Annotated in this window: 21 protein-coding genes and 1 pseudogene; 13 read left to right on the forward strand and 9 right to left on the reverse strand. The window is 62.6% G+C overall.

Features of this window, described 5'->3' with window-relative positions:
* Nucleotides 1-359: 359 nt before the first annotated feature.
* Complete coding sequence (locus ACYCTF_RS10695) at nt 360-731, forward strand: cupin domain-containing protein (RefSeq protein WP_461283652.1); 372 nt, start codon at nt 360-362, stop codon at nt 729-731.
* Between the two features lie 25 nt (nt 732-756).
* Nucleotides 757-1,035, forward strand: a complete 279-nt coding sequence (locus ACYCTF_RS10700) for a hypothetical protein (protein WP_461283653.1) — start codon at nt 757-759, stop codon at nt 1,033-1,035.
* 51 nt (nt 1,036-1,086) lie between these two features.
* Here the strand turns inward: ACYCTF_RS10700 and ACYCTF_RS10705 are convergent, their stop codons facing one another.
* The gene (locus ACYCTF_RS10705) at nt 1,087-2,058 is read right to left on the reverse strand and encodes a 2Fe-2S iron-sulfur cluster-binding protein (protein WP_461283654.1); all 972 of its coding nucleotides are present in this window, start codon (nt 2,056-2,058) and stop codon (nt 1,087-1,089) included.
* A 17-nt stretch (nt 2,059-2,075) separates the two neighbouring features.
* On the reverse strand, nt 2,076-2,444 hold the full coding sequence (locus ACYCTF_RS10710; RefSeq protein ID WP_461283655.1) for a group I truncated hemoglobin: 369 nt from the start codon (nt 2,442-2,444) through the stop codon (nt 2,076-2,078).
* 205 nt (nt 2,445-2,649) lie between these two features.
* Here ACYCTF_RS10710 and ACYCTF_RS10715 point away from each other — a divergent pair, with 205 nt between their 5' ends.
* Complete coding sequence (locus ACYCTF_RS10715) at nt 2,650-3,111, forward strand: Rrf2 family transcriptional regulator (protein WP_461283656.1); 462 nt, start codon at nt 2,650-2,652, stop codon at nt 3,109-3,111.
* Between the two features lie 159 nt (nt 3,112-3,270).
* A complete protein-coding gene (locus ACYCTF_RS10720; protein ID WP_461283657.1) occupies nt 3,271-4,044 on the forward strand; it encodes a hypothetical protein in 774 nt (257 codons plus the stop codon).
* A gap of 72 nt (nt 4,045-4,116) precedes the next feature.
* Here ACYCTF_RS10720 and ACYCTF_RS10725 read toward each other — a convergent pair whose 3' ends face one another.
* Together ACYCTF_RS10725 and ACYCTF_RS10730 are read right to left on the reverse strand one after the other, a co-directional pair.
* Entirely contained in the window at nt 4,117-5,223 is a 1,107-nt protein-coding gene (locus ACYCTF_RS10725) for a DUF5666 domain-containing protein (protein WP_461283658.1), read from the reverse strand.
* Nucleotides 5,220-6,026, reverse strand: coding sequence for a DUF6502 family protein (locus ACYCTF_RS10730; protein ID WP_461283659.1), 807 nt, complete (start codon nt 6,024-6,026; stop codon nt 5,220-5,222). The genes ACYCTF_RS10725 and ACYCTF_RS10730 overlap by 4 nt, the downstream gene beginning before the upstream one ends.
* 156 nt (nt 6,027-6,182) lie before the next feature.
* Between ACYCTF_RS10730 and ACYCTF_RS10735 the strand changes: the two genes are divergently transcribed.
* The 3 genes from ACYCTF_RS10735 (at nt 6,183) to ACYCTF_RS10745 (ending at nt 12,143) form a co-directional block, all read left to right on the forward strand.
* Nucleotides 6,183-6,632: a hypothetical protein gene (locus tag ACYCTF_RS10735; RefSeq protein ID WP_461283660.1), complete on the forward strand. Its 450-nt coding sequence runs from the start codon at nt 6,183-6,185 to the stop codon at nt 6,630-6,632.
* 818 nt (nt 6,633-7,450) lie between these two features.
* Nucleotides 7,451-8,035, forward strand: a complete 585-nt coding sequence (gene cysC, locus ACYCTF_RS10740; protein ID WP_461283661.1) for an adenylyl-sulfate kinase — start codon at nt 7,451-7,453, stop codon at nt 8,033-8,035.
* A 235-nt stretch (nt 8,036-8,270) separates the two neighbouring features.
* Nucleotides 8,271-12,143 (forward strand): DUF3683 domain-containing protein, encoded by a 3,873-nt coding sequence (locus ACYCTF_RS10745; RefSeq protein ID WP_461283662.1) that lies wholly within the window; start codon nt 8,271-8,273, stop codon nt 12,141-12,143.
* Between the two features lie 86 nt (nt 12,144-12,229).
* Here ACYCTF_RS10745 and ACYCTF_RS10750 read toward each other — a convergent pair whose 3' ends face one another.
* From ACYCTF_RS10750 to ACYCTF_RS10765, 4 genes are all read right to left on the reverse strand, one after another.
* Nucleotides 12,230-13,657: a Do family serine endopeptidase gene (locus ACYCTF_RS10750; protein WP_461283663.1), complete on the reverse strand. Its 1,428-nt coding sequence runs from the start codon at nt 13,655-13,657 to the stop codon at nt 12,230-12,232.
* 322 nt (nt 13,658-13,979) lie between these two features.
* On the reverse strand, nt 13,980-15,272 hold the full coding sequence (locus tag ACYCTF_RS10755) for a DUF445 domain-containing protein (RefSeq protein WP_461283664.1): 1,293 nt from the start codon (nt 15,270-15,272) through the stop codon (nt 13,980-13,982).
* 62 nt (nt 15,273-15,334) lie between these two features.
* The gene (locus ACYCTF_RS10760) at nt 15,335-18,154 is read right to left on the reverse strand and encodes a putative bifunctional diguanylate cyclase/phosphodiesterase (RefSeq protein ID WP_461284864.1); all 2,820 of its coding nucleotides are present in this window, start codon (nt 18,152-18,154) and stop codon (nt 15,335-15,337) included.
* A gap of 192 nt (nt 18,155-18,346) precedes the next feature.
* Nucleotides 18,347-18,988, reverse strand: coding sequence for a LysE family translocator (locus tag ACYCTF_RS10765; RefSeq protein ID WP_461284865.1), 642 nt, complete (start codon nt 18,986-18,988; stop codon nt 18,347-18,349).
* Between the two features lie 366 nt (nt 18,989-19,354).
* Here ACYCTF_RS10765 and ACYCTF_RS10770 point away from each other — a divergent pair, with 366 nt between their 5' ends.
* From ACYCTF_RS10770 to ACYCTF_RS10780, 3 genes are all read left to right on the forward strand, one after another.
* Nucleotides 19,355-20,275: a LysR substrate-binding domain-containing protein gene (locus ACYCTF_RS10770; protein WP_461284866.1), complete on the forward strand. Its 921-nt coding sequence runs from the start codon at nt 19,355-19,357 to the stop codon at nt 20,273-20,275.
* A gap of 117 nt (nt 20,276-20,392) precedes the next feature.
* On the forward strand, nt 20,393-20,974 hold the full coding sequence (gene ampD, locus ACYCTF_RS10775; RefSeq protein WP_461283667.1) for a 1,6-anhydro-N-acetylmuramyl-L-alanine amidase AmpD: 582 nt from the start codon (nt 20,393-20,395) through the stop codon (nt 20,972-20,974).
* Nucleotides 20,975-20,976: 2 nt separating this feature from the next.
* Nucleotides 20,977-21,903: a cobalamin biosynthesis protein CobD/CbiB gene (locus ACYCTF_RS10780; protein WP_461283668.1), complete on the forward strand. Its 927-nt coding sequence runs from the start codon at nt 20,977-20,979 to the stop codon at nt 21,901-21,903.
* Nucleotides 21,904-21,988: 85 nt separating this feature from the next.
* Here the strand turns inward: ACYCTF_RS10780 and ACYCTF_RS10785 are convergent, their stop codons facing one another.
* Nucleotides 21,989-22,666 (reverse strand): histidinol-phosphatase, encoded by a 678-nt coding sequence (locus ACYCTF_RS10785; protein ID WP_461283669.1) that lies wholly within the window; start codon nt 22,664-22,666, stop codon nt 21,989-21,991.
* A gap of 77 nt (nt 22,667-22,743) precedes the next feature.
* Here ACYCTF_RS10785 and ACYCTF_RS10790 point away from each other — a divergent pair, with 77 nt between their 5' ends.
* From ACYCTF_RS10790 to ACYCTF_RS10800, 3 genes and pseudogenes are all read left to right on the forward strand, one after another.
* Nucleotides 22,744-23,217 carry an RNA pyrophosphohydrolase gene (locus ACYCTF_RS10790; protein ID WP_461283678.1) on the forward strand — a complete coding sequence of 158 codons (474 nt, stop codon included), beginning with the start codon at nt 22,744-22,746 and terminating at the stop codon, nt 23,215-23,217.
* Nucleotides 23,217-23,819, forward strand: a complete 603-nt coding sequence (locus ACYCTF_RS10795; RefSeq protein ID WP_461283670.1) for an MBL fold metallo-hydrolase — start codon at nt 23,217-23,219, stop codon at nt 23,817-23,819. The genes ACYCTF_RS10790 and ACYCTF_RS10795 overlap by 1 nt, the downstream gene beginning before the upstream one ends.
* 114 nt (nt 23,820-23,933) lie before the next feature.
* A pseudogene (locus ACYCTF_RS10800) lies at nt 23,934-24,080 on the forward strand (zinc ribbon domain-containing protein); the annotation flags it as partial.
* Nucleotides 24,081-24,401 lie beyond the last annotated feature (321 nt).

Raw genomic sequence — 24,401 nt, forward strand, 5'->3', positions numbered from 1 at the left:
CCCCATCGCCTATGGTCAGGTGGTGCCGTTTCCTAAACGCATCACGTATCTACGTCCGGGCAGTCTCCGGCGTAGTAGTAGCCCGGACACGGGCCACCGACTGGATGCGTCTAGTCGGTGTTGTCTTTCCGAAGCACGGAATCAAGCGCCGCAGGATGTGTGTGCGGGCTCTCTGGAGCATGCCCATGAACCGTGTCATTCAGTAAGAAGCTCACCCGCTTGAGCGGGTTGAGAGTGTCACGGGCCGTGCTGCGTCCCAGTTCGCCCGCGACGCAACTCTCGGTCGGGTTGGCGGACCTGAGGGCGCGGAGGCCAGGACGGGCGGGACAAAGAGGGGCCTTTGTCGATAGAATGGCGTCATGGATAGAACGGAATGGGGTCCGTGCGCGGCGCGCGCGGCGTATGTGACGAAAGATGGGTCCGAGATCTGCGAGCTATGGCATCCGGACCATCACGGGACGGGCGGCCTGAGCCTTGCGCGCGCGACCATTCCCGCGGGAGAACAGACGCGCCTGCATAGGCATGTTCGCGCCGAAGAGGTCTATCACGTCTTGAGCGGATCGGGGGTCATGGATCTCGGATCGCACCATTTTATGGTCCGAGCCGGGGACACTGTCCATATTTCTCCAGGTATCGCGCATCGCGTAAGCGCGTCGGCTGAGGCCCCACTCGTCATTCTTTGTTGTTGCACACCCCCTTATCGCCATGACGACACGGAAATCCTCTCGTAAGCCCGCCGCGCGGCGGCCCCGGCAGGTGTCTGCGCGGACGAACTCGCAGACTGTGTGGCTCGTGCTCGTGGCGCTCCTTATGGCGGGTCTCTGCCTTTATCCCCCATGGAGTAACGTCTGGACGAATTTCGAGGGGTTTCATATGCGCGCGCCACTCGTCTATGCGTTCGTATGGGCGCCCCCGCCACCCGTGTTCCCGGTGGCGCGAAGCATCGATATCTTGCGGCTAGGCGAGGAACTCGCGGTGGCGGTGGCGGCGGGCTTTCTGGTCTATCGCTTGCTGGGCGCCATCGGCCGTCGTTGAGGGGCTACGCGCGCCTCACGGCGCAGGGGCCGCGCGGCCTGGGTGTGGGCCTTAGGCGGCGCTTCGGATGAAGGCGTCGGCGTATATGTTCTTCAGCGAGGCACCTGCTAGGTACAGACGCTTTTTGGCCGACTGCACCATGTCGGGATGGCCGCAGAGGAACACGCGGAAGTCCCCAAGCCCTGTCAGATCGCTTAGGGCAATGTCCACGACGCGCCCGCGCCTCAGGTCTTCAGACGGCTCTTCGCGTGAAACGCAGGGGTGGTAATGGACGCTTGCGTGTTTGTGAGCGAGGGCGCGGAGTTCGTCGATCAGGTACAACCCGTCTTTGTGGCTGCTGCCGTGGTAAAGGTGAATGGGGCCACGGTGCCCGTGATGCAGGGCGTCGCGGATGATGCCGTAGAGCGGTGCCAATCCAGATCCTGTCCCCATGAGCAGGAGCGGCTGTTCGGGGTCCGACGGCAGATAAAAGCACTCACCGAGCGGTTGGCTTATGGTCACATGGTCGCCCACCTGTAGTGCTCCATGGATCCATCCGCTGACGCGACCCTCTTCGATCTTGCGCACATGCAACGTCAGGTCCGGATCGATACCGGGCGCGCTTGCAAGCGAATAACTGCGGCTTAAGCCCTCGTCTTTGAATACGTTAATGAATTGACCGGCGCGGTAGTCCCCCATATCCGAGCATTCAAGAGCGACCAAGACGATTTCATGGTTGAGCGGCGTGATCGCGCGCACCGTCGCTGCCAGTCGTCGCGCCTCGGCCCCTGGCCGCTCGATACGGAGCGTTTCCGTAGGTGTGCACTGGCACGCCAGGAAATACCCGCGAACCCGCAAGGTGTCTTTCAGGCCTTTTTGGGATTCCGCAGGGACCGAACCGTCGATGGCGCGCATGAGGCAGGTCTGGCAGATGCCTCTGTGGCACGAGGACGGCACGGTCGCCCCGCTTCTGTTCAGGGTGTCGAGGACGGTTTCGCCGACCGCGCTCACGTAGGTCTTGTCGTCCAATAAGATCTCGGGCATGGGGGTCTCCAAAACGCTTAACGGCCGAGGATGTCCTTACGGGTGGACTCGCAGATGGCGGCCACCTGGTCGATATTATCCTGGGCTACGTTCAGCTCTTTCAGCGTGGCGGCCAGATGTTCGACGATGATGTCGAAATGCTGGTCATTCAGACCGCGCGTGACGAGGTGGGCGTGTCCGCGCCGCATGTCGGCGCCGGTGTAGTTGTTCGGGCCCCCGAAGGCCATGGTCAAAAACGCCTTCTGTTTAGCGGCCTGCCGTTCCATGTCGACGTCATCGAAGAAGCCATTGACGCGGTCATCGGCCAGGACTTTACGGTAGAAGATGTCCACAGCCGCGTTGACCGCGGGTTCGCCGCCGATTTGTTGAAATAAAGCCTGAGTCATATCGTTCCTCGTCGCTCTGATAAGTAAAGATGTATACGGTATACATCTTTTGTGGGATATACTCGCCAGGGCCGGGGCCCTAACAGCGTTTGGCGAGTATGCCCGTACACTATGATAAGGAACTTTGTTTTGTCAAATATCATTCGATGGTGGTTTGATGCCTCGGTGCGGCGTGGTCATCGTCGCATGTCGATAGGAGGGGGCCTTGCAACTGACCCGCTATAGCGACTATGCCCTGCGCATTCTGATGTACTTGAGCATGAAGGAGGGGGAGGGGGCCGCGACCATCAGCGAGATTGCGAGCTTCTATGGGATCTCCCGCAATCATCTGGTGAAGATCGTGCACAGACTGGGGCAACTCGGTTTCATCACGACCACGCGGGGAAAGGGAGGCGGCCTCAAGCTCGCGCGGGCGGCAGCACAGATTGGGATCGGGGAGGTCGTGCGCCAGACCGAGGCGAATTTCGATATCGTGGAGTGCTTCAACGTGCAAACCAACGCCTGTCGCCTGACACCGATCTGTCACCTGAAAGGCATGTTGATGGCCGCTCAGACGCAATTTCTTGGTGAGCTCGATACCTATACCCTGGCCGATGCTATCGCGGGACGCCACCGCGGCTTCATGTCGCTCCTCGAACGTATTCGCTTAGGCGTGCCTGCGCCTTAAGCGCCCAGGGATGGGGCAGTCGGCGCGGGGTGCGGACGCGCAGAGAAACGGGCTCGGCGGGAAGATGTGCGGGTGTGCCACGGGCGAGCGCGCTCGTTATACTGTCGCGCCAGGCCCGTGCCCGCCGGGTGCGGCGACAATTGATCAAGGGGAGATTTGATGCGTTTAGCCAGGGTAGCCTTGTTGGGGGTGGTCGTGGTGAGTCAGTCGGCGTGGGCGGCCCACCCTTGGACGATCGGTAATGTGCCGTCTTATTACCAGGGCCACTACGGTACCCCCCAGACCATAGGGATCTTTTACGATCCGACCTATCTTCAGTATCAAACGCCGCGGCTGCGACTGAAATTTACCATTCCCTACATCTCGGTATCGAATCTGCCGGTCGGCGCCAAGCTCACGAACGGAACCTTGTCGGCGCGTACGCAAAGTACCCAAACGATCACGGCGAGCGGCCTGGGGGATATGTGGTTGGCGGGACACTTCACCGTGATCCCGGAACGGGGTCTGAGGCCTGCGCTTGTACCATACGCCAAGATCAAGTTCGGGACCGCCTCGGCGGCCAAGGGGCTTGGGACGGGTCGTAATGACTACGAGGTCGGGCTTGGGCTCAATACGACCATCGGCGCCAACGTGTTTCCTTTCGCGCACGTCGGCTATCGCTTCGTGGGGAGCCCTCCGGGGCAACACTTGCAGAACATCGTGACCTACGATGCCGGCGTGAGTATCGCGGCGACCCCGCGAAACATCATTACGGCGATGTACGCCGGCAACCAATCCGAACAGGCAGGGTATGCGGGACCCTCGGATGCGATTCTTGCTTGGAACTACAATGTCACAACGGCGGGCAGCGGCTTTCAGGTGTATCTGGATAAGGGTTTGAGCAACGGTAGCGCGAATTTAGGCGTGGGTGTCGGCGGTCAGGTCGTTTTTTAGGCGACCCCAGGCCCCCGCCGGTCCGTGGTGCCGCGCCCGACATCAACGGTGTGGCAGGAGCGATGGAAATAATCAGCTCATGGGCGGTGGCGCGGTTTGGGGACGGGTCACCATGGGGCGCAGGACCTGCGGGCGCGTCATGGCCGGGCGCATGATCTGCGGGCGCGTCACGCCCGGATGCATGACCTGTGGGCGGGTCACGCCCTCTGCGGCTTTGTCTGGCAGGTGAAGGCCGAAGCTCATGACATGAATGTCGGGGATCGCTCTTAAGACCACGAAACGATCCGACCCCTCGCGCCTGACTGTGAGGAAGGTGGGGCGGTGCGCGGAGTTTGGTGCGGGTCCGACGTGGGCGATCAGGGCCTGCCCATCAAAGCGCCAGACACCGTGCGCGCGTCGTGTGTAGCCGGTGATGGAGATGTGCGCTTGGGCGTCCTTCAGGCCGGTAGCGGGCCGTAAAGAGCTGACTGCGGGATGGCCCAAGCGATAATAGCCCTGCGCCACGACATAGCGTCCCACGAGATTCTTGGGTGCCCGGGGCCCGACCCAGAGGAATGAGCGCTTAGCCAGCGTTATGCGGTGGCGACCGGCTATGTGGAGCGTGCCGCGGATGAGGAATCGTACGGGTCCGTCGTGTGGCTGAGGCAGGGCGCGGATACGCGTTGCGATCCAGCGGCCGGACGCGGGGGAGCCCGCGCTCACGGCGAGGTCCATGCCGAGAGCCGGATGGGTGTGTTCCGTGTGTTCGAGGTGGGCGAGCGCACGCGCGCTTACCTGGATGGTTTGCCCAAGGATCCGTACTTGTCGGCCATTAGCGGCAACGGCCTGCACGAGTCCGATGAGGGCGTGCTGCACGCGGACGTTGCCGGCCGTCGGGCGCCCTCCTTGCCGGAAGGCGTCGACGAAGACGTTCTGTCCGCGATGGAGGGCGTCCACGCTCGCGCGTCGCCCATCGACCCAGTAGCGTGTCTTGAGCGAGAGGAGGTATTCGGCGCCGTTTACGTAAATGCTTCCGAATCGCTGGATGACGCCGATGGCGGTGATGCCCGTGCCCCCGATCCCGCCGCGCGCAGCCCCCGTCCCGCCTATGCCGCCGCGTGGCCCAGCGAAGCCGCTTATGAGGCCCATGAGCAGGCCGATGAGTGTTACGCGGCGGAGGAAGGTCGCGGTGAGGCTCATGATCCGCGCTCCTGGGATAGGGCCGCGTCTTCGTAGTAGTAAATCCCCACGCGCATACGTCGTGCCCCCGGCACCGCCTTGTCGGCGCATTCAAGGGGATTCAGTTCCCGATGCAGGTTCTGGAGTAAGACGTTGGCGGCCGCTTCGATGTGCGGTCGCGCATGATCGGCGGCTTCCGCCGGGAGCGCATCCAGAAAGAGTGCCCGCTCGAGGAATGGGGGCTTGCCGGCCAGATTGTGGAAGGCGCATGCCATGTGGTCGCCAACGTTATGGGCCAGGAAATCGAGCTTTTCTTCCGGGATGTCCGGAACATAGGCGGTGCGCAGCAGATGGGCGCGCCCCGCGTCGTCGATGCGCACGGCGCGTGCCCGTACAAGTTCATCAAGGATGGCGCGCGGACGCATGTCGGCCTTGATGCGCCGCGTCAAGGTTTCGATGCTGGGGCCGTTTTCGCCATGGAGCGGAAGGCTGAGTAGTGCGCCGGAGGTGTCGTGGGTGTCTTCCCCCGTAGTCCAGGCGGCGATAAGTTGCGCGGCGATATGGGTTCCGCGCCCAAGCGCCGAAGGGGGCGCTCCCTGAGCGACCAGGGCACGCAGGCGCTTCACATCCTTTCTATGAATACCGGTCATCAAGCTGAGGTCGCTGCCGGTGGGCGGCTGGTGGGTTGCGCGCGCGAGCGCCTCGTCCACGTACAAGGTCTTCAGGAGTTCGGCGAAGGCCGTGAACGTAAAGCCCTGGCTGATGGCATAACCGACCAGTGGGCGCAATAAGCGGCTCATGGCGCGCTGGAAGGGAGCGTTCATGGGCGATGCGACTGTCGGATAAGAAGGCACATGGGTCGGAAGTATGCCACAAGACTTGACGTGGGAAAAGTTCCCACTACAATGGAGGCAGGCTCGAGCGGCGCCTCCATGTCGGCGGCTCGGAAGAGACAAACCTTTTTTTTGGAGATGACAGCCATGAAGACGCGTCTATTAGCGGTAGCGGTCTTGTCGGCGGGACTGAGTGTGGGTGCCGTGGCGGCGAACCATGGGAATGGCGAGGCTTACGCCGCAGTCAGCGGTACTGTCACGGTGGGCGTGGCTCGGGATGCCGCGCTTACGCGTGATCAGGCCCAGTTCGAGTATTTGAAGGGCCTGACGGTGCCGTACGCCATGTCCGAGGCTAGCCAGGATCACCTCCAGCGGATTGATGCGAGCACCCCGACTACGGAGCCTGCCGACCCTGATGTCGGTGATGAGCACAGCGACCTCAATCCTGCCGGTATTGATCCCTCATCTGATCGACCGGAAGAGATGCAGCCGAAGATCGAGCGGCCCGAGATTCAACGGCCGGAGATCGAACGCCCTGAGGTTGGGCGTCCCGAGATCGAGCGTCCAGTCATCGAGCGTCCGAGCATCGATCGCTGAAGGGAGCTCGGGCGCCGGCTTTTGCACCGGGGGCCGGGCCGACGCCTAGGGCCGTGGCGTGAGAGCGTACTCTTGGCATTGTGGAGTGCGTTCTGTGCGCTTGCCCCGGCCTTGTAGCGGCGCAAATAGGTGGCCACGAGCGCTGCGAGGCGCGGTGTCGTGACCCCATGATGCAAGGTCGACACTAATAACTGGCCGGTGCTCTGCGGCGGCGCGCTTGGGGCCACCGCGTGCGTAGAGGCGCCTGCCGCGGTCTGTACATGCGCACGCCCGGAGTGATTGAAAAAAGCGCCCGTCAGAACGCGGGTGAGCCCGGCCCCCACGGAACCCTTTAACGTGCCGGGCGAGTAATAATGTGCGGGAAAACGCCGCATCCCGTGGATGCTTGTTAAGGAGACGCCGCAGCGCCGCGCCGCCCTGTGGTCGTGGTGACTCGCGACCGGTGCCACCGAGCGTGCTTGTACGGCGGACAGGCCCTTGCTTTCCAGGAGATGCAAGAGCGCCTGGGTAGTGGTTATGGAGGCGGCGCCGGCGATCGGTGATAGCGCGACGGTCGACGCAAGAAGCGCCGCGGGTCGGTTGTAGGCCATGAGGGTCTCTTTTTTGGGGGTTGCGGAAGGACGTGGTCGATTGCCGTGATGGGGGTCCCGAGCCTTTCCATAAGACACAGTGTGGCAGACGGGCCGCTGTTTTCGGATGGTCCATAGGCGGGGACTGCGCGCGTCTGCCTCTTGTGGTAGTGTCGAGAGACCTTCGGAGGCAGGCGACTCTGTGCGTGTTGCCCCATCCGTGGCGTATGGCGCTTGGAGAGGAGGACTGTGACGGATTCATCGCAGATGGGATCTGGACTTACGCTTTGGTTTACCGGCTTGCCTGGGAGCGGCAAGACGACTTTGAGCCGCGCGGTGGCGCGTGAACTTGAGGTCTGCGATAGGCGCCTTGTGACAGTGCTGGACGGCGACATCGTGCGCACCTTTCTGTCACAGGGGGCAGGGTTCAGCCGCAAGGACCGCTACGACAATGTCTGTCGCGTCGGATACGCCGCGAGCCTCGTCGCGCGCCACGGCGGTATTGCGGTCGTGGCGGTCGTTTCGCCTTACCGTGATGCCCGGCTGCAGGCGCGTGCGCTGGTGGAAGAGGCGGGCGGCGTCTTCCTGGAGATCCATATGGATACGCCCTTTGCTGCCTGTGTGGCGCGCGATCCGAAGGGTCATTACGCGCAAGCCCTGAGTGGCAAACTGGACCTCTTTACCGGCGTCGACGATCCTTATGAGAAACCGCTGACACCGGATGTCCGCGTGCGCACCGAGACCGAGGACGTGGTAGGCGCAGTGGTGCATGTCATGGGCTTTTTGCGTGAGCGAAGGCTCTTGAGCCTGGCCGGACGGAAGACCACGGGCTAGTCTCAGGGCGCTTACCCGGTACGCGCCAAGCAGTCAGGTCCAGCGGGAAGGGTTGCATGGGACTCCCGCGATGGCGGCGCCGACTGTGAGCGAACCCCGTGCCACCTGAGACCGCAACCCAGTGATGCGTTCGATGCCGCGAACCCCGTTTGAGGCGCCGCAGGGATCTTTGATAGGTGTGGCGGGGAGGATGTCAGGTGTTCGTGGTAAAATGCCTGACCGTAACGATCCGGCTATGCGCCGCCTTAAGCATCCCATGACCCTATCGTCGACTGCCCGGATTCGGGAGATTCCTTACAACTACACCTCGTTTTCCGACCGCGAGATCGTCATGCGATTTCTGGGCGCGGAGATGTGGGAGACCCTGAACGCCCTGCGCGCGACGCGCGTGACCGGACGGTCCGCGCGTATGTTGTTTGAAGTCTTAGGCGACATGTGGGTGGTGAGCCGCAATCCCTTCATCCAGGACGATCTCTTGCGTCACGAGGGGCGGCTTGGGCAGCTCGTATCGGCCTTGCACCACAGGTTGGACCAGATCGTGGAGCGAGCTCAAGGGAATCCCGAGGCGCTGGCGCTGGCCTCCGCGGCGCGCGCTGCGGTGCAGGCCTTCGAAGAGGGCTTTCCGAGGGAGCGCGCCCTGCGCAAGAAGGCCATGCGTGTCTTTTCGCGGGTCACCCGGCGCGACAGTATCGACTTTAGCGCTTATGCGCGTGCGGCGCATGTGACTGATGCCACCGACTGGCGGGTGGAGCTCCCGTTCGTGGTGATCAATCCCGATACGGAAGAGGAGGTGATGGGCATAGTCCAAGGTTGTATCGAGCTTGGGCTGACCATCATCCCGCGAGGTGGTGGCACGGGGTACACAGGAGGCGCGGTGCCGCTCTTTGCCGACACTGCCATCATCAATACTGAGAAGCTCGATGGTCTGGGTGACGTGGTATGGCAAGCGCTTCCCGGTGTCGAGAAGAGCGTGCCTACCATCCGTGCAGGCGCGGGTGTCGTGACCTTGCGCGTGACCGAGACGGCCGAGGCCGGGGGGCTTTCGTTCGCGGTCGATCCCACCTCCCAAGACGCCTCCACCATCGGCGGTAACGTGGCGATGAACGCCGGTGGCAAGAAGGCCGTCTTGTGGGGCACGACGCTCGACAATCTCGCGTCCTGGCGTATGGTGACGCCCCGTGGCGAATGGCTGACCGTCGAGCGCGAGAACCATAATCTCGGCAAGATCCACGAGCAGCACGAGGTGGTGTTTCAGATGCGCCGCTTCGGACCCGATGGCAAAACGCCGGCGGGGCCCGCCGAAACCTTGCGGATGCCTGGGCGATCTTTGCGCAAGGAAGGCCTCGGCAAGGACGTGACGGATAAGTTTTTGTCGGGTCTCCCGGGTGTCCAGAAGGAAGGATGCGACGGCATCATCACATCCGCGGTCTTCATTCTGCACGAAAAGCCAAAACACCTACGAACCGTGTGCCTCGAGTTCTTCGGCACCGACCTGCGCGAGGCCGTATCAGCGATCACGGCGATCAAGTCCTATCCAGACACTTCTCCTGGAGTGATGCTGGCGGGGCTTGAGCATTTGGACGAACGCTACCTGCGAGCCGTGCGCTATAGCACCAAGGCGCCCCGCCGCGAGCGCCCCAAGATGGTCCTGCTCTGCGACATCGCCGGCGATGACGAGCGCCGCGTGGGCGAAGCGGCGGCGGCGATCGTGCGGATCGCCAACGGCCGTGGGGGCGAAGGGCACGTCGCGGTGACCAGTGAGGCGCGTCGGCGATTCTGGGCCGACCGCGCCAAGACCGCCGCTATTGCCGCGCACACCAACGCCTTCAAGATCAATGAGGATGTGGTCATTCCCATCGAGCGCCTCGCCGACTACAGCGAGGGGGTCGAGCGCATCAATATTGAACAGTCGCTCAGCAACAAGATCACGACCGTGGAGGCGGTTATCGCCTACTTGAGCGAGGGCGCCGGGTCCGCGGTGGCATCGGAGTATGAGGCAAGCGTGGAAAGCACTGCGATCCTCGCGGCCAAGACTGAGGCGGCGGTCATGCATCTACGCGCAGTCGCAAAGCGCTGGTCTGGGATATTGGCAAGCCTCGACCTCCCGGCGGCGGCCTGCGCCGATCTGCTGGAAGCAGATCACATCGCTCACGCGCGACCGGACGAGCCCCTCCTCGGGTTGCTATTGCGGCGCCATCTGCGTATCTCGTACCGGACCGAGGTCGAGCGGGTCTTGCAGGAGATATTTTCTGGGCATGAGATGGCGAAAGTCCATCAGCGGCTTGAGGCCATACATGCGGAGGTGTTGACCAAGCGGCTTTTTGTGGCGCTCCACATGCACGCCGGCGATGGCAATGTCCACACCAATATCCCCGTGAATTCTAACGACTACGAAATGATGCGGGAGGCGGATCGCATCGTCGAGCGTGTGATGCGCCTAGCGGTGGACTTAGGCGGCGTGATATCGGGTGAGCATGGCATAGGCCTTACCAAGATCCGTTACCTCGATCCCGAGGCGATAGACGCCTTCGCGAGCTACAAACGGCGTGTGGACCCCGATGGACATTTTAATCGCGGTAAGCTCATGCCGGGCTCGGGGCTTGAGCGGGCCTATACCCCTTCTCTGCGCCTCGTCTCGCAGGAGGCCTTGATCCTGGAGCGCAGCGAGCTTGGGGCCTTGAACGATGCGATTCGCAATTGCCTGCGCTGCGGAAAGTGCAAGCCGGTCTGCACAACGCACGTGCCGCGCGCGAATCTCCTCTATTCACCGCGCAATAAGATACTCGGGACAGGCCTTATCATCGAGGCGTTCCTTTATGAGGAACAGACCCGACGCGGCATATCGGTCCATCATTTCGATGGCATGAACGACATCGCCGATCACTGCACGGTGTGCCATAAGTGCTTGAACCCCTGTCCGGTCGATATAGATTTCGGGGACGTTTCCATTCGCATGCGCGAGATCCTGCGGGCGCGTGGGCACAAGCGCATGGCCTTGGGCACGCGCGCCTCTATGGCGTTTTTGAATGCGACCGACCCAAGCACGATCCGGGTCTTGCGCAAAGGGCTTGTGGAGTGGGGGTTCAAGGCTCAGAGATGGGGGCATGAGGTGTCGGTGAAGCTGCCGTCGATCGGCAAGCCCTCACGTCCGGAGGCGACTACCGGCAAGACGCCGATAGCGGCGCAGGTCATTCATTTCTTGAAAAAGCCCCTGCCAAGTGGGGTGCCGCGTCAAACCATGCGGGCCTTGCTCGGGATAGAGGATACAAAGACCATCCCTATTCTGCGTGATCCGGGCAAGGTGAACGACGACTCGGACGCGGTATTCTACTTTCCGGGCTGTGGTTCCGAGCGGCTCTTCAGTCAAGTGGGGCTTGCGACACTTGCCATGCTCTACGAGGTGGGAGCGCAAGTCGTGCTGCCGCCGGGCTATCTGTGCTGCGGCTACCCGCAGACCGCCTCCGGCGAGGAAGCGCGGGGTCGCCAGATCACAACCGACAATCGCGTGCTCTTCCATCGGGTCGCCAACACGCTTAATTATCTCGATATCAAGACCGTGATCGTCTCGTGCGGAACCTGCATGGACCAGCTGCTGAAGTATGAATTCGAGCAGATATTCCCGGGATGCCGCTTGCTCGATATCCACGAATACCTGATGGAGAAATCGGTGTCCCTGGAGGGTGTGGAGGGGGTGCGATACATGTATCACGACCCCTGCCACACACCCATGAAGACACACAACCCTGTGGCGGTTGCGAGCGCGCTAGTGGGAAGCCCCGTGACCCTGTCGGACCGTTGTTGTGGAGAGGCGGGGACTTTCGCGGTGGCGCGCCCGGACATCGCGACCCAAGTGCGCTACCGCAAGGAGGAGGAGCTCAAAAAGGGCCTGCAGACGCTGAACGATGAGGGTGGACAGAAACCGTCAGCGGTGAAGATCCTTACGTCATGCCCGGCGTGCCTTCAGGGGTTGAGCCGCTATCGCGAGGATACGGGTCTCGACGCGGACTATATCGTAGTCGAGGTGGCGAACAAGCGCTTGGGTGAGGGCTGGCAGCAGCGTTTTGCGGACGTCGTGAAGGCAGGTGGCATCGAACGGGTATTGCTGTGAGGCTCTTGGCCTGAACGGGGCGGGGGCAGAGGGTTTCGTAAGCAAAAGGCAAGCGGCGCCCCCTGAAGAGGGGGCGCCGGACGGCCCTACGGCAATGTGACGACGATATAAGCGCTTTCCTTGCCGCGGCGGATAAGTACCGGCACCGGGGTGTGGGCCGGCAGGTTTGCCGCTAGATGCGCGATCTGGCTCGGAGAGGTGATGGGTGTGCCATTGAGCTCCTGAATCACCATTCCCGGGGCGATCCCGGCGTCCTGGGCCGGGCCCGGATCGACACTCAACACCACGACGCCGTGATGTATACCCATGTCGGTGAGGGCCTCGTGGGTGAGCGGACCTACTTCCATGTGCATGCGCGACAAGGTGACGTTGCGGCTCGCTGTGTGGCGCAGATTCTTCGGGAGCGTACCTACGCGTACCGTGATGGTAAGCGCGCGGCCCTTGCGCATGATACCGACCGGCACGCGCGCGCCCGGGTTCGTATTGCCGACGAGTGGCGGCAGTTGACCTACGCTATAAACGGGTTTGTTGTCGTAGGTGATGATGACGTCGCCGGGCTTCAGGCCGGCTTTGGCCGCCGGGCCGTCGTGCGCAAGGCTTGCAATGAGCGCGCCGACCGGCTCCTTCAAGCGCATGGCGCGGGCCATCTCGGTGCTTACGCCCTGGACATCGACACCGAGCCAGCCGAAGCGGATGGCGTGGTGGTGCTCAAGGGCGTTTACGACGCGCATGGCGGCGTTGATCGGTATGGAGAATGACAGCCCCATGTAGCCGCCGTTGCTGGTGTAGATCTGATCGTTGATGCCGACGACCTGACCCGCCATATTGAAGAGCGGGCCGCCGGAGTTGCCGGGATTAATGGGGACGTCGCTCTGGATGAAGGGGATGTACTCGTCGTCCGAGAGCGGCCGGTTGACCGCGCTTACCACGCCTTGGGTTACGGTGTTGTAGAATCCGAAGGGCGCGCCCACAGCCAAGAGCCACTGACCCACTTGCAGGTGATCCGAGTTGCCGAGTGGTACGGTCGGCAGGTCGTGGCCTTTGATCTTCAGGAGGGCTGTGTCATAGCGCACCGACAAACCCACGAGCTTGGCCTTGTAGACGTGGTGATTGGAGAGCCCTACGACGATGTGGCTTGCGCCGCGTACGACATGGGCGGCCGTTACGATGTAACCGGCGCGACTTATGATGAATCCCGACCCGAGCGACTCGACCTTCTCTTTCTGTGAGGGTGCGGCATTCGGCCCCGAGAAGAAGCGCTGAAAGAAGGGATAGAACGGCGAGTTTGGCGGCAGCGGGTTGACCGGCGATGAGCCAGGCACCATTTTCGTGCTGGTACTGCTGATGTTCACCACCGCCGCTCCGTAATGTTGAATGATCGGCGTGAAGTCCGGCAGGGCAACTATCGGCTGCGCGGCAAATGCCCCTTGGCAGGCGATGCCTCCGGCAAATCCTGTCGCAAGCACGACCGATTTCCACCGACGCCGGTGCGGCCGGTCTTTCAAGTGACCCATGTTGATCTCCTCGTAGAATAATTCATCAACGTCCGGCGTTGCCTTCCGGCAGGCGCGGCGCAAAGACCGGGAATGCCGGTTCTTCAGTTAAGGAAGGCCGGCAGCGTCCCTGAGGCGCACTGATGGCTTTGAGCATGCTCGACGCCGGTTGTTCCCTAGCGAGCGCAAAACTCCTCCACTATTTTTCTATGATACCGCGAACGGGTGTTGCGGCCCAAGTGGCCGCGCGGATGGTCCCGCGCCCTGGGCGACGGTGGGGGCGGAAAGCGTGCGGCTGCGGGGTGGGGTCGGGCCCCGCCCGTGATCGTGTGGCGCCAGCAGTTCAAGCGAGGAAGTGGGTGGCGGTGTAGATGATAAGGCCGACCAGGCCGCCGACCAGGGTGCCGTTGATACGAATGAATTGCAGGTCGCGCCCAATATTGAGCTCTATTTGGTCGACGAGAAAGGTGTCGTTCCACGCCTTCACTTGCACAGAGATGAAGAGCCCCAGGGTCCGCCGATATCTTTCGATCAGGGGTGGGGCAATGGATGCGATTTGGGCATCGATCCAGATATGCGCCCGAGGGCTGTTGGCGAATGTTTCGGCAAGCTCTTGGACGGCCCCGGCGAGCCTGCGCGAAAGCGGCGCGCTTGTATCGCCCAGTTGTTCGCCGAGCCAGCGCTGGAGTTCGTCCCAGATGGCCGACAAGGCTGACCCAATCTCGGGATTGTGGCGCAGTTCCGTCTGGATGGTCTGTACTCGTTCGCGGAAGGTCTTGTCGCGCATGAGCTTGTCGACGATATCGAGCACGACCTCGTCGAAGCGTCTGCGCAAGACATGGTCATGATCCTCACGGACCGCTTGCAACACGGTCTGGAGGGCGTCGTAGAGGCGTTGAAGGATGGCGCGGCCGACGCGTTCATCAAGGTTGAGCGTAGAGGGCACGAATTCCATCTGGCGGGCGATGGCCTGCACCAGTTCCTTGCGGACATCCTCGTGCTGGAGGAAGCCGTACAGCTGTTCCAGGGCCTCGTCCAGTAACCACTGGTGGCGGCGGTTTTGCGAGAGTGAGCGCAGCACCTGGGCGGCCAGAGTACTGACATCCAGGGTATCTAGGCCGGAGGCGATGGCTTGGGTCAGGAAGCCGCGTGCCTGCTGGTGATCGATCGACCCGAGTAGGCGTGCGAGGGTGTGGCCGAGGTAGTCTTGGATGCGGGCACTATTGTCCGGGCGGCTGATCCATCTGGCGATTCGCCGGCCCGGCGCCAAGGTGCGGATCCCCTCGAGTACCTTATCCGTCGATAGGAAGCGGGATTGGATGAACTCCCCGAGACTGTCGGCGATGCGCCGCTTATTGGCGGAGATGATCGCGGTATGGGGCAAGGGCAGGCCGAGGGGGTGGCGGAAGAGCGCCACGACCGCGAACCAGTCGGCCAGAGCGCCGACCATGGCAGCCTCGCTGAAGGCCGCCACGAACCCAAGCCATGGGCGCCCCGGGCGGAAATACTGCGCTATGACGTAGAGTACGCCGGCTACGGCGAGCAGACTGAAAGCGAGCAGGCGGGCTGCTCGCAGCCGTGCGCGTTTAGGGCTGTTGCCTGCGGGTCGATGGGTCGGAGTCGAGGTCGGCATCATGGGCACATGCAAGGATAGCGGGCGTTACACGCTTTGTCCTCGGCTTTCTGGCGATCGTTCACCTAGGCGATCGTTCGCCGGGATGAGGGCGCGGTTTGTGCGGAGGTCACGACGATTCCCTGTTCGTGACTCAAAGACAAATCGCGCAGCCAGGTCGCAAGCCAGTCGGGTACCGCCTCGGCGGGCATCGGGCGCGCGATCACATAGCCTTGCGCGAGGTCGCAACCCTGCGCCTTTAGCCATTCCCATTGATCCATGGTCTCGACGCCCTCCGCGAGCACGGGGCGTCCCAACTGATGCGCCATGTGTATGACCCCTGCGACGATGGCTCTATGTTGGGAGTCTTCGGGGAGCGGCGCGATGAAGGCGCGATCAATCTTGATGAGCGCCGCGGGCAGGTCGGTCAGGTAGCTCAGAGAGGCTTGACCGGTCCCGAAATCGTCGATGGCGAATTGCAGGCCTCGCTTGCACCAGGCGTCCAGCGTGCGGCGGGCCCGGGCGGGATCGGCGAAGGCAGCGCGTTCCGTGATCTCAAGGGCAATATGGTGCATAGCCGTTCCGCTTGTGCGTAACACCTCACACACACGATGATGGATCTCGGGGTCCTGGAATTGGGTGGGTGACAGGTTGACTGCGATCTGCAGCGTGATCCCTTGTTGCATCCAGCGCCCCTGCTGCCGACATGCCTCCTGGAGCACCCACTCCCCAAGTGGCACGATAAGCCCCGACTCTTCGGCGATTGGCACAAAGACCTCGGGGGATTGCGGCTGCTCATCGGGGTCCCGCCAGCGCAACAGCGCCTCCATGCCCGCGATCCGGCCGGTGCGCAACTCGATCTGCGGTTGATAATGGAGTATGAATAAGTCTTCGGCGAGGGCCTTGGACAGTTTTTTCTGAAGGATCTGACGATCGCGCGTGGCGCGATCGAGGGAGGGTTCGAAGAGTGACCAGCGGTTGCGTCCCTGGCGCTTGGCCTCGTACATGGCGAGGTCGGCATGGCGCAGAAGCCCCTGAGGGTCGCTGTCATCAAAGGGAAACACGGTGATCCCGATGCTTGCTTGGGTCGTGACTTGGTCTGTGTCGATGCGCACGGGCGACCGCATCGCAGCAAGGAAACGCGCGATAACGGTTTCGATGTCCTCCATGCGCGCGGCGTCTCGCAACAGCACAGCAAATTCATCGCCGCTCAGGCGCCCGACGATGTCGCCCGTGCGTGCCGTACGGCGCAGGCGCGCGGTGACTTCGAGCAGTAGGCGATCACCGGCGGCGTGGCCGAACGAGTCGTTGATATCCTTGAAACGATCAAGATCGATGAACAAGATGGCCTGCAGGGCGTCGGTGTGCGCCGCTTCCTCGATCGCTGCGCCAAGTAGGTGCAGAAAGTGGGCGCGATTGGGAAGACCGGTCAGTTCGTCGAAGTGGGCCAGGGTCCGCAGGCGCGTTTGGGTCGCATCGAGTTCGCACACCGAGCTGATATCCCACGCGATCTGGGCAAGCCACTTCCTGGCCTCTTGTGAGAGCGCCTCGGGGACCGTTGGTCGATAGGCGATCGTGCCGTAGTGGCGACCGTTGTGGGTCAGGGGGTAGACGATGCGGTAAGGGGGGTCGGCTGGCGTCAGGGCGAGCGTGAGGGCGGTTTGCGGGTCGAGTCGTAGCCGGCCGCCCTGAGCCACGCTCGTCGGGGTGCCCGTATCACCGATACGGGTCATCGCGATCCACAGAAGATCGAGGTGTTCGGCTATGCTATCGAGCACCGCGCCAAGCGCGGTTTCCGGGCTCTCTCCCCGCAACGAAGCATCCGTCAGGCGATCCCGCAGTTGGCGGGCCAGGGCATCGCGCCTGTGGATCGTGATGTCGCGTCCGATGAGCAGCGAACCGCCGCCCACCGTCCCCGGGAGACGGCAGCGCAGCAAATCGAGTACACGTGGCGTCGTGTGGGTCCGACGTAAAAGGATCTCCTCGCGCAGGGGCCCTGCAGGCCCGGTGCGCATGAAGCTCCCTAGGCTATCGCGCGTCGGGATGTCTTGCGCAGTCCGTAGGACCTGCTCGGGATCGACGTGGATCAGATCTTCGTGCTTGAACCCGAAGGCCTCCAGCATGGCTCGATTGGCAAGCTGCCACCGGCCGTCATTGTCGAGCAGGCCAATCAAGTCAGGTGAGGCCTCGAGCAGGGTGTGCACGGCGGCTTCTCGTCGCTTGGAGCGCCGCAGAAGGCCTCGGAGCCGGAAATCGCGCAGGATGCGTTCGCGGACCGCGACGCCGTTTAGCCGCGCGACCTTGGTCGCGACTATCTGCAGCATCACGATGGCAAGCCCCATGGCAAGCCCCATGGGGCCACGATGCCCCATGAATTCGCGCCAGGCGAGGGCCAACACCGGCGGGATGGCGAAGGCCTCGTAGCCGCCGGCCAGTACGCTCAGAAAGGGGATGGGCCCCGCGATCAGTCCAGTGACGATGGCGACGAGAAACGGTGGGTTGATGCCGCCGCGCGGGTGGGGTACCGCAAGGATCAATAGTGCCCACAGCAAGCCGTCCACGAAAAGGTGCGCCACGAGGCGTCTGCGGCGCTCGCAATCGTCGATCCCTTGATCGGGACGTAGGAGCGACGTCGGAAAAAATCGCAGAATGCCGTTGGTCGCCAGTCCGAGCCACCACAGCGTCTTTCCGAGGGTCGGCACGGGGCGCGCGAACAGAATGAGGCAGGCGGTGGCAACCGCGAGATTGGCGAGAACCTGCCAACCGTAATTCCGACAGAAGATGCGGAGCTGATCTTCAAGAAGCGCCGTTCTGAGGGGCGTATTGGGCCGCCGCCTCGGGCCCGGCATGAGACGGGGCGCGGCGGGAGGGCACGGCTCGGTCCCGGGCTGTCGGTGGCGATGCATCGTCTTCGTTGTGTCCCTGCCTCGCTGGTCGTCGCTCTGAGGACCCCGAAGGGGATAGGCCGCGACCGTGCCCTGCGGATTGTCGCGTATTTTGCGCGCCTAGAAAAGCGCTGTGATGTCGGCGCACACCGCGGCCTGGCTGGTATGCGCCCTTGGCCCCTGGGAGAGGTTCGGGCGTGCGGGGGCGGACGGCTAGGGTGTCCGAGGGTGGGAGCTTAGGAGCAAATGGCCCACGCTCCCTAGGGAGATGAGACCGAGAACGATGATGAAGGTCGCTGAGACGCGATTGATGAGCGTGAGGGTTCGGGATTCGAGGCGGGTATGGAGCCGCGCCGTGGCAAGGACTAGGCCGACCCACCAGAGCAGGCAGCCCGAGAAGACCCCGGCCACGAGCAACAGCAGACGCAAGGGGTCTTGGTGACCGAATTGCAGGGTCGTAAAGACGACTATAAAGAACAGTATCGTGAGCGGGTTGGCGAGCGTGAGCAGGAGCGACGAGATGAATGTCCACACGACTCCTGGCGCGCCATAGCCGTGTTCCGTCGTGCGCCGCAGGGGCCGAAAGGAGAGCGCGCGGGCGCCAAACCAGAGACAGAGGATACCGGCACCGAGGTGGATCCATAGGCGCGCGCTGGCAAGAAAATTGGCGACGACGCTCAAGCTGAGTCCGGCGATACCGGCATAGAGTGCATCGGCCATGGCGGCGCCGATGCCACTCAACACGCCAAAGACACGCCCGTGGGTCAAGGTCCTTTGGATGGTCAACAGGCCCACGGGCCCGATGGGCGCGGATGTGACGATGCCGACGATCAGTCCGAAAAAAAAGGGTTCCACGCCACTCCTTGATCCAGCCGCCCATTATTTGAGTGGCATTGCCTGCGGATCCCTGCCCATTGTCCTCTGCGGGCAGCCCTTCCTGGCGAACCCGGCGACTCGTCGGGCGCTATCGTAAAACGGTCGGGCGGGAAAGACCAGAAGCGCGGCACGAAGGCCGGAGACGCGATGGGCCCAAATGCCGCGGCCTGTCTTGGGGCGCGCGGCGTGAGGGACGAGTGCATCGCTTGCATTGGGGGCTCATAGGGTGCTCTGTGGTGCGCCAAAATCTCAATAGGCGAGACGGCCGCCTTGTCAAGATAGCCCGCCGCCGGATGGCGGTGTAGAGTCAGTTTACGGCCCCGATGGCCATTAGAGCGATGTGTCATGGCAAGGCCCGACCCTCAACTGCTTTTGACTTGGACGATGGTAGCGCGCATGGGGAGCATCAATGCCGCGGCCGACGCCCTGGGCTTGACGCAGCCTGCGGTTTCCAATCAGCTGAGGCGTCTCCAGGACTGGCTCGGCGAGCCGCTCTATCGGCGACACGGGCGCGGCGTGACGCCCACGTCCTTGGGAAAACGCTTGTTGCGTGTGGCATCCCAGATCGAATCCGCGCTGGTTGACGCCGAGACCCTCCAGACCGATGTGCAAGGCCTCATGCAAGGGAGCCTGCTCTTGGTAGCGAGCCAGACCAACGCCGAGTTCCTTCTGCTACGCGCTATGGCGGTTTTTCAGAAGCGTTATCCGATGATTGCAGTGCGCCTTCAGTCCGGAAATTCAGAGGAGGCGCGCAAGCGCTTGGACGTGGCGGATCTGGCGTTCGTCGAGGACGCCGTCGTGGCGCAGGCCAGCCATGGCCTTAAGGGTCAGACCTTGATCGAAACCGATATCCGTGTGCTCTTGAGTGTCGATCATCCTCTTGCGCAAAGACCAGAGCACGAGCCTGTGGCGCTCGCCGAACTCGCCGGGGTGTCAGTCGTGTGGCGCGAGCCGGGGTCGGGCACCCGGGATCGTGTGGAGGCCGCCTTTCGGCAGGCCGGGCTGGAGCCCGAGATCCGCTACGAGTTCAGCGCTGGCGCCGCCGTTCGGGAGGCGGTCCGCTGTGGGCTGGGCGTGGGTTTCGTCTCGGCCGTTTCGGTGACGCCGCCGGATCTTTGCACGCGACCGGTCGCGCCACGCATCGTTCAGGTCCTGTCGGTGATCTATCAAGGGCCGCTCAGCCGCCCCGGGGAGGCATTTTTGACCGTCTTGGACGAAATGATGCGCGCGGGGGTCTATAACGTCGCGGGGGGCGCGGCGACGTGACGAGCGGCGCGCGCGATCAAGTTGTAAAACTCCGTGATCGCCGCTGAGCGGGCGCGGATTAACGCGCGGGGTTCGAGGCATTACAATGGAGCGCAGGATATCGAAGTGGCGGCCTTTATGATTTATGCGATTGACGGGCACGGTTGGTTGCATGGGGTGGCGCGTAGGCTTTCGCCCAATTGCGACGCCCGTCCGCCCGGGGTCGAGATCGAGGTGCTCGTCATACATTCCATCAGTCTGCCTGAGGGGTGCTATGGAGGGCCGGACGTGGAGCGTCTTTTTATGAATGAACTGGACGTGAGTCCGGGGGGCTACCCAGACCTCAAGGGGTTACGAGTCTCCGCGCACCTTTTTATTCGGCGCGACGGCGAGATCGTGCAATTCGTGCCGTTCGAGGGTAGGGCGTGGCACGCAGGGGTATCGCGCTGCGCGGGACGCGAGAGGGTCAATGATTTTTCGGTTGGCATAGAGCTCGAAGGAACCGACCACGGGCCCTTTGACGAGGCCCAGTACCGATCCCTGGTGGCGGTGTCGGAGGCGCTATTGCAACGATATCCCGCGATCAACACCGAGCGGCTCTACGGGCATTCGGATATCGCCCCAGGACGCAAGACGGACCCCGGGCCATATTTCGATTGGGGCCGGTACCGCGATGCGCTACAGTCACGGGCCCATGGGATGCGGGGAAGGGAGGGGTAGGCATGGCCGTTACGTTGATTATCATTCTCTTTGCGGTTGCGCTCGACCGTTTGTTTCCCGACCGTGCCCGTGTCCCGCCCTTCCTTTGGTATGAGGATTGGGCACGCAGCGTCGAGCAGCGCTTTAACGCGGGCACGCGCGGCCAAGGGCTTGCCACGGTCATCGTGGTGGCTGGGCCCGTGATACTGGGCGTGGCCCTGATTCGTTACGTTCTCAGCCATATCAGTTATTCGCTCGTCTACATTTTCGATATCCTCATCCTCTATTTGTGCCTGGATTTGTATCGGTTGACGCAGTGGGCGGCGGCCGTCTCGGAGGCGCTGGAGTCAGGGGACGTGCTTATGGCGGCGACCCACCTTGAGGCCATGACCACCAAGACCACGGGGGATGTGACTGAGTCTTCTATCGCCCAAGCGGCGGTCGAGGCGGTTCTGAAGCAGGCCAACGTGGCGATCATGGCGCCGCTGTTCTGGTTCATCCTGTTTGGGCCGGTGGCGGTTGTTCTGCAGAGGCTCGCGGCGTTGCTCGATCGGCTCTGGGGTCATCGCAATCCTCAGTACGCTGAGTTCGGGTGGGCGGCGGCGCGGCTGAATGACATTCTTGGGTGGGTACCGGCGCGTATCACGGCCTTAAGTTACGGTATCATGGGCAGCTTCGAGGATGCCTTGCACTGCTGGCGGCGCCAGGCGGGGATGTGGTCCGACATCAACAGCGGACCATTGCTGGCCTCGGGCTTCGGGGCCATGCACATGAGCGCCTGCGAGGAGACGGACGATGAGGACGGCTCAGGCGCGACCGTGACGCATGGCTTTGTCGTTAATGCCGCGGATATTCGCCGCGCGGTGGCTCTACTGTGGCGGGTCCTGCTTTTTTGGTTGGCGGTAGCCTTGCTGATGGCCGGCGCCCGCCTGTTCGGTGTTTTCGGTTGATGGTATGAGCAGACTTGCCTCCCGTGACCGGCCATGTGGGGTCACGGTTGAGGCGTGGAGTCGCTCAGGTCGGTAGGTTTTCGTCTCAAGCGAAGAGAATGTCGGGCGCAGGCTCCGACCGGAGAATTTCCCAACCACGCTCTTTGGCTGTGGCCAGTAAAGTGGGGTCTGGATCGACGGCGATCGGCCGCGAGACCGCTTCGAGCAGTGGCAGATCATTGTGGGAGTCGCTGTAGAAGACGCTTCCTTCGAAAGAGAGTTCGCGCTCGGCCATCCATGCACGAACACGGACCACTTTCCCTTCCTGGAAGCAGGGTATGCCTTCCGGATGGCCTGTGAAATGCCCGTCTCGTTCCTGGGCCACTGTAGCGATCAGGTGCGGGATACCGATGAGCTCGGCGATGGGGGCGGTCACGAAGTTGTTCGTAGCGGTGACGAGCGCGAGTGTGGCGCCTTGTGCGCGATAGTGTGCGAGCAGCGGAGCGACCCACGGCTTTACCATCGGTCGTACGCGCTCCTCGATGAAGCGCGCGCGCCAAGCAAGCAGCTGGCCGCGAGGGAGGCGCCGCAAGGGCTCTAGGGCAAAGGCCAGAAATTCCCTAATGTCGAGCGTGCCGGCCTTGTAGTCCGCGTAGAAGCGGGTGTTGGCCTCCTCGTATCGCGCGCTGTCAACGGCCCCCGTGGCGACCAGGAATTGGCCCCACGCATAATCGCTGTCACCTGCGAGCAAGGTGTTGTCCAGATCAAACAGTGCCAGCGCCAATATCCCCCCAAGCGTTGCCGTAGGCCGCGAATTCTGTGAAAATGGGGCCATTCTAACTAGCTAACACCTTGTTGTATATGATAGATCGCGACGGGTACCGACCGAATGTCGGCATTATCATCACCAACGCCGAGAATCAGGTGTTTTGGGCGCGACGCTGCCGTTGCGATGGCTGGCAATTTCCGCAAGGGGGGATCCAGCGCGAAGAGACTGTCGAGGAGGCCTTGTACCGAGAGCTCTATGAAGAGGTGGGGCTCGAGCAAAGACAGGTCGAGATTCGTGGGCGCACACAGGGTTGGTTGCGCTATGATCTGCCGCGCGCCTATCAGCGCCCGAGCGGGACGCGACAGTTCCGTGGACAAAAGCAGGTGTGGTTTCTGTTGCGGCTTACAGGCAGCGACGCCGATGTGAGGCTCGATCTGTCGACCGCGCCGGAGTTTGATGAGTGGCGCTGGGTGGAATATTGGAGCCCGATCGATGCGATCGTGTCCTTTAAGCGCAAGGTCTACCGGTCGGCGCTGACCGAGCTTGCACCCTTGCTCCTGCGCTGATGGATTGCTTGCTGGAGTGGCGTGAGCGTGCCATCTGGCTCGTCGAAGCGGGGCCGCCGGCTGTGTACTATATCGCGGACCGTGATGCAGGTGGTGTCCTTATTAACGCGCCATCATTTGCGCCGTCGCTCTATGAGGATCTAAGCGCCGCCGCGCCGCTGCGCTATGTGTTCTTGCCCAGCCACTTTGGGGCGCGCGATCTCGGTGCGTGGCGCGCGGCGGGCGCGCGCGTGCTCGTCTCCACGCAAGAAGAAGGGGTCGCTGATGTTGACCTGCGTGTCGGTCCGCAGCATAAGCTGACGCGTACGATCGATTTCATTCCGATCCCCGGCCGCACGCGTGGGACGTGCGGGCTGCGCCTGAAGAATAAGCCTGGAGCACTCTTCTTGGGACCCGCCCTGACTCTAGCCGAGTCCGGTTGGCCCGAGCTCGTGGCGTTTGCTGACGATGAGTCCTACGAGAACCGTCTGATGGGCGTCATAGGCTTGAGGGATCAGGGGTTCGAGTACCTGTTTACGGACAGCTTCGTGTCAGGCCGCACGCGGTTCGGGCCCGGCGCCGATGCAGCGCTGCGAGACCATATAGACCGCCTACTGGCATAGCATCCGGTGGAGGGCGCAGGGCTGCGGCGCGGAGGTGCCCGGCGATGGGGGCAGAAAACTTGGCCGGGGCCACCTTAGGTGCGGTCAACACCTCGATCGCCGTGCCTCACCGAATCAGCGCTACCGCTCAATGCTCGAACATGGGTCTGTCCGGAATGCGGGTCAGTCCACGACCGAGATGTGAACGCTGCGCGCAACATTCTAACCGCCGGACTGGCGGGGCTCGCCTTTGGAGAGACCGTAAGTCCTGTGTCGCTGTAAAGTTGCATAGGCAAGTCTCCGTGAAGCAGGAAACCAAAGCCGCGAGACGAGGAGTTCCCTTCCTTTAAGGGGAGGTGCCAAACAGATATCGTTCAGCACGTGCCCGCCGCATGGGGCTTTGCCCCAAGATGTCGCCATCGTTCGAGCCCCTTCGTCTGGCCCGGTTCTCGCCCCCGTGATCACTACGGCTGCCCGTCCACCCCCTTCATTGCCCGAACAGTGGTCGCTGATGACGCGCCTTAAGAGTATGGGAGGTGGGGGCGCCGCCCTTTGCTCGCCCGATGCCTTCCTTCCGCGCCCTAGGAGAACCCAACATGTCTC

The organism is Acidiferrobacter sp., from assembly GCF_054609335.1.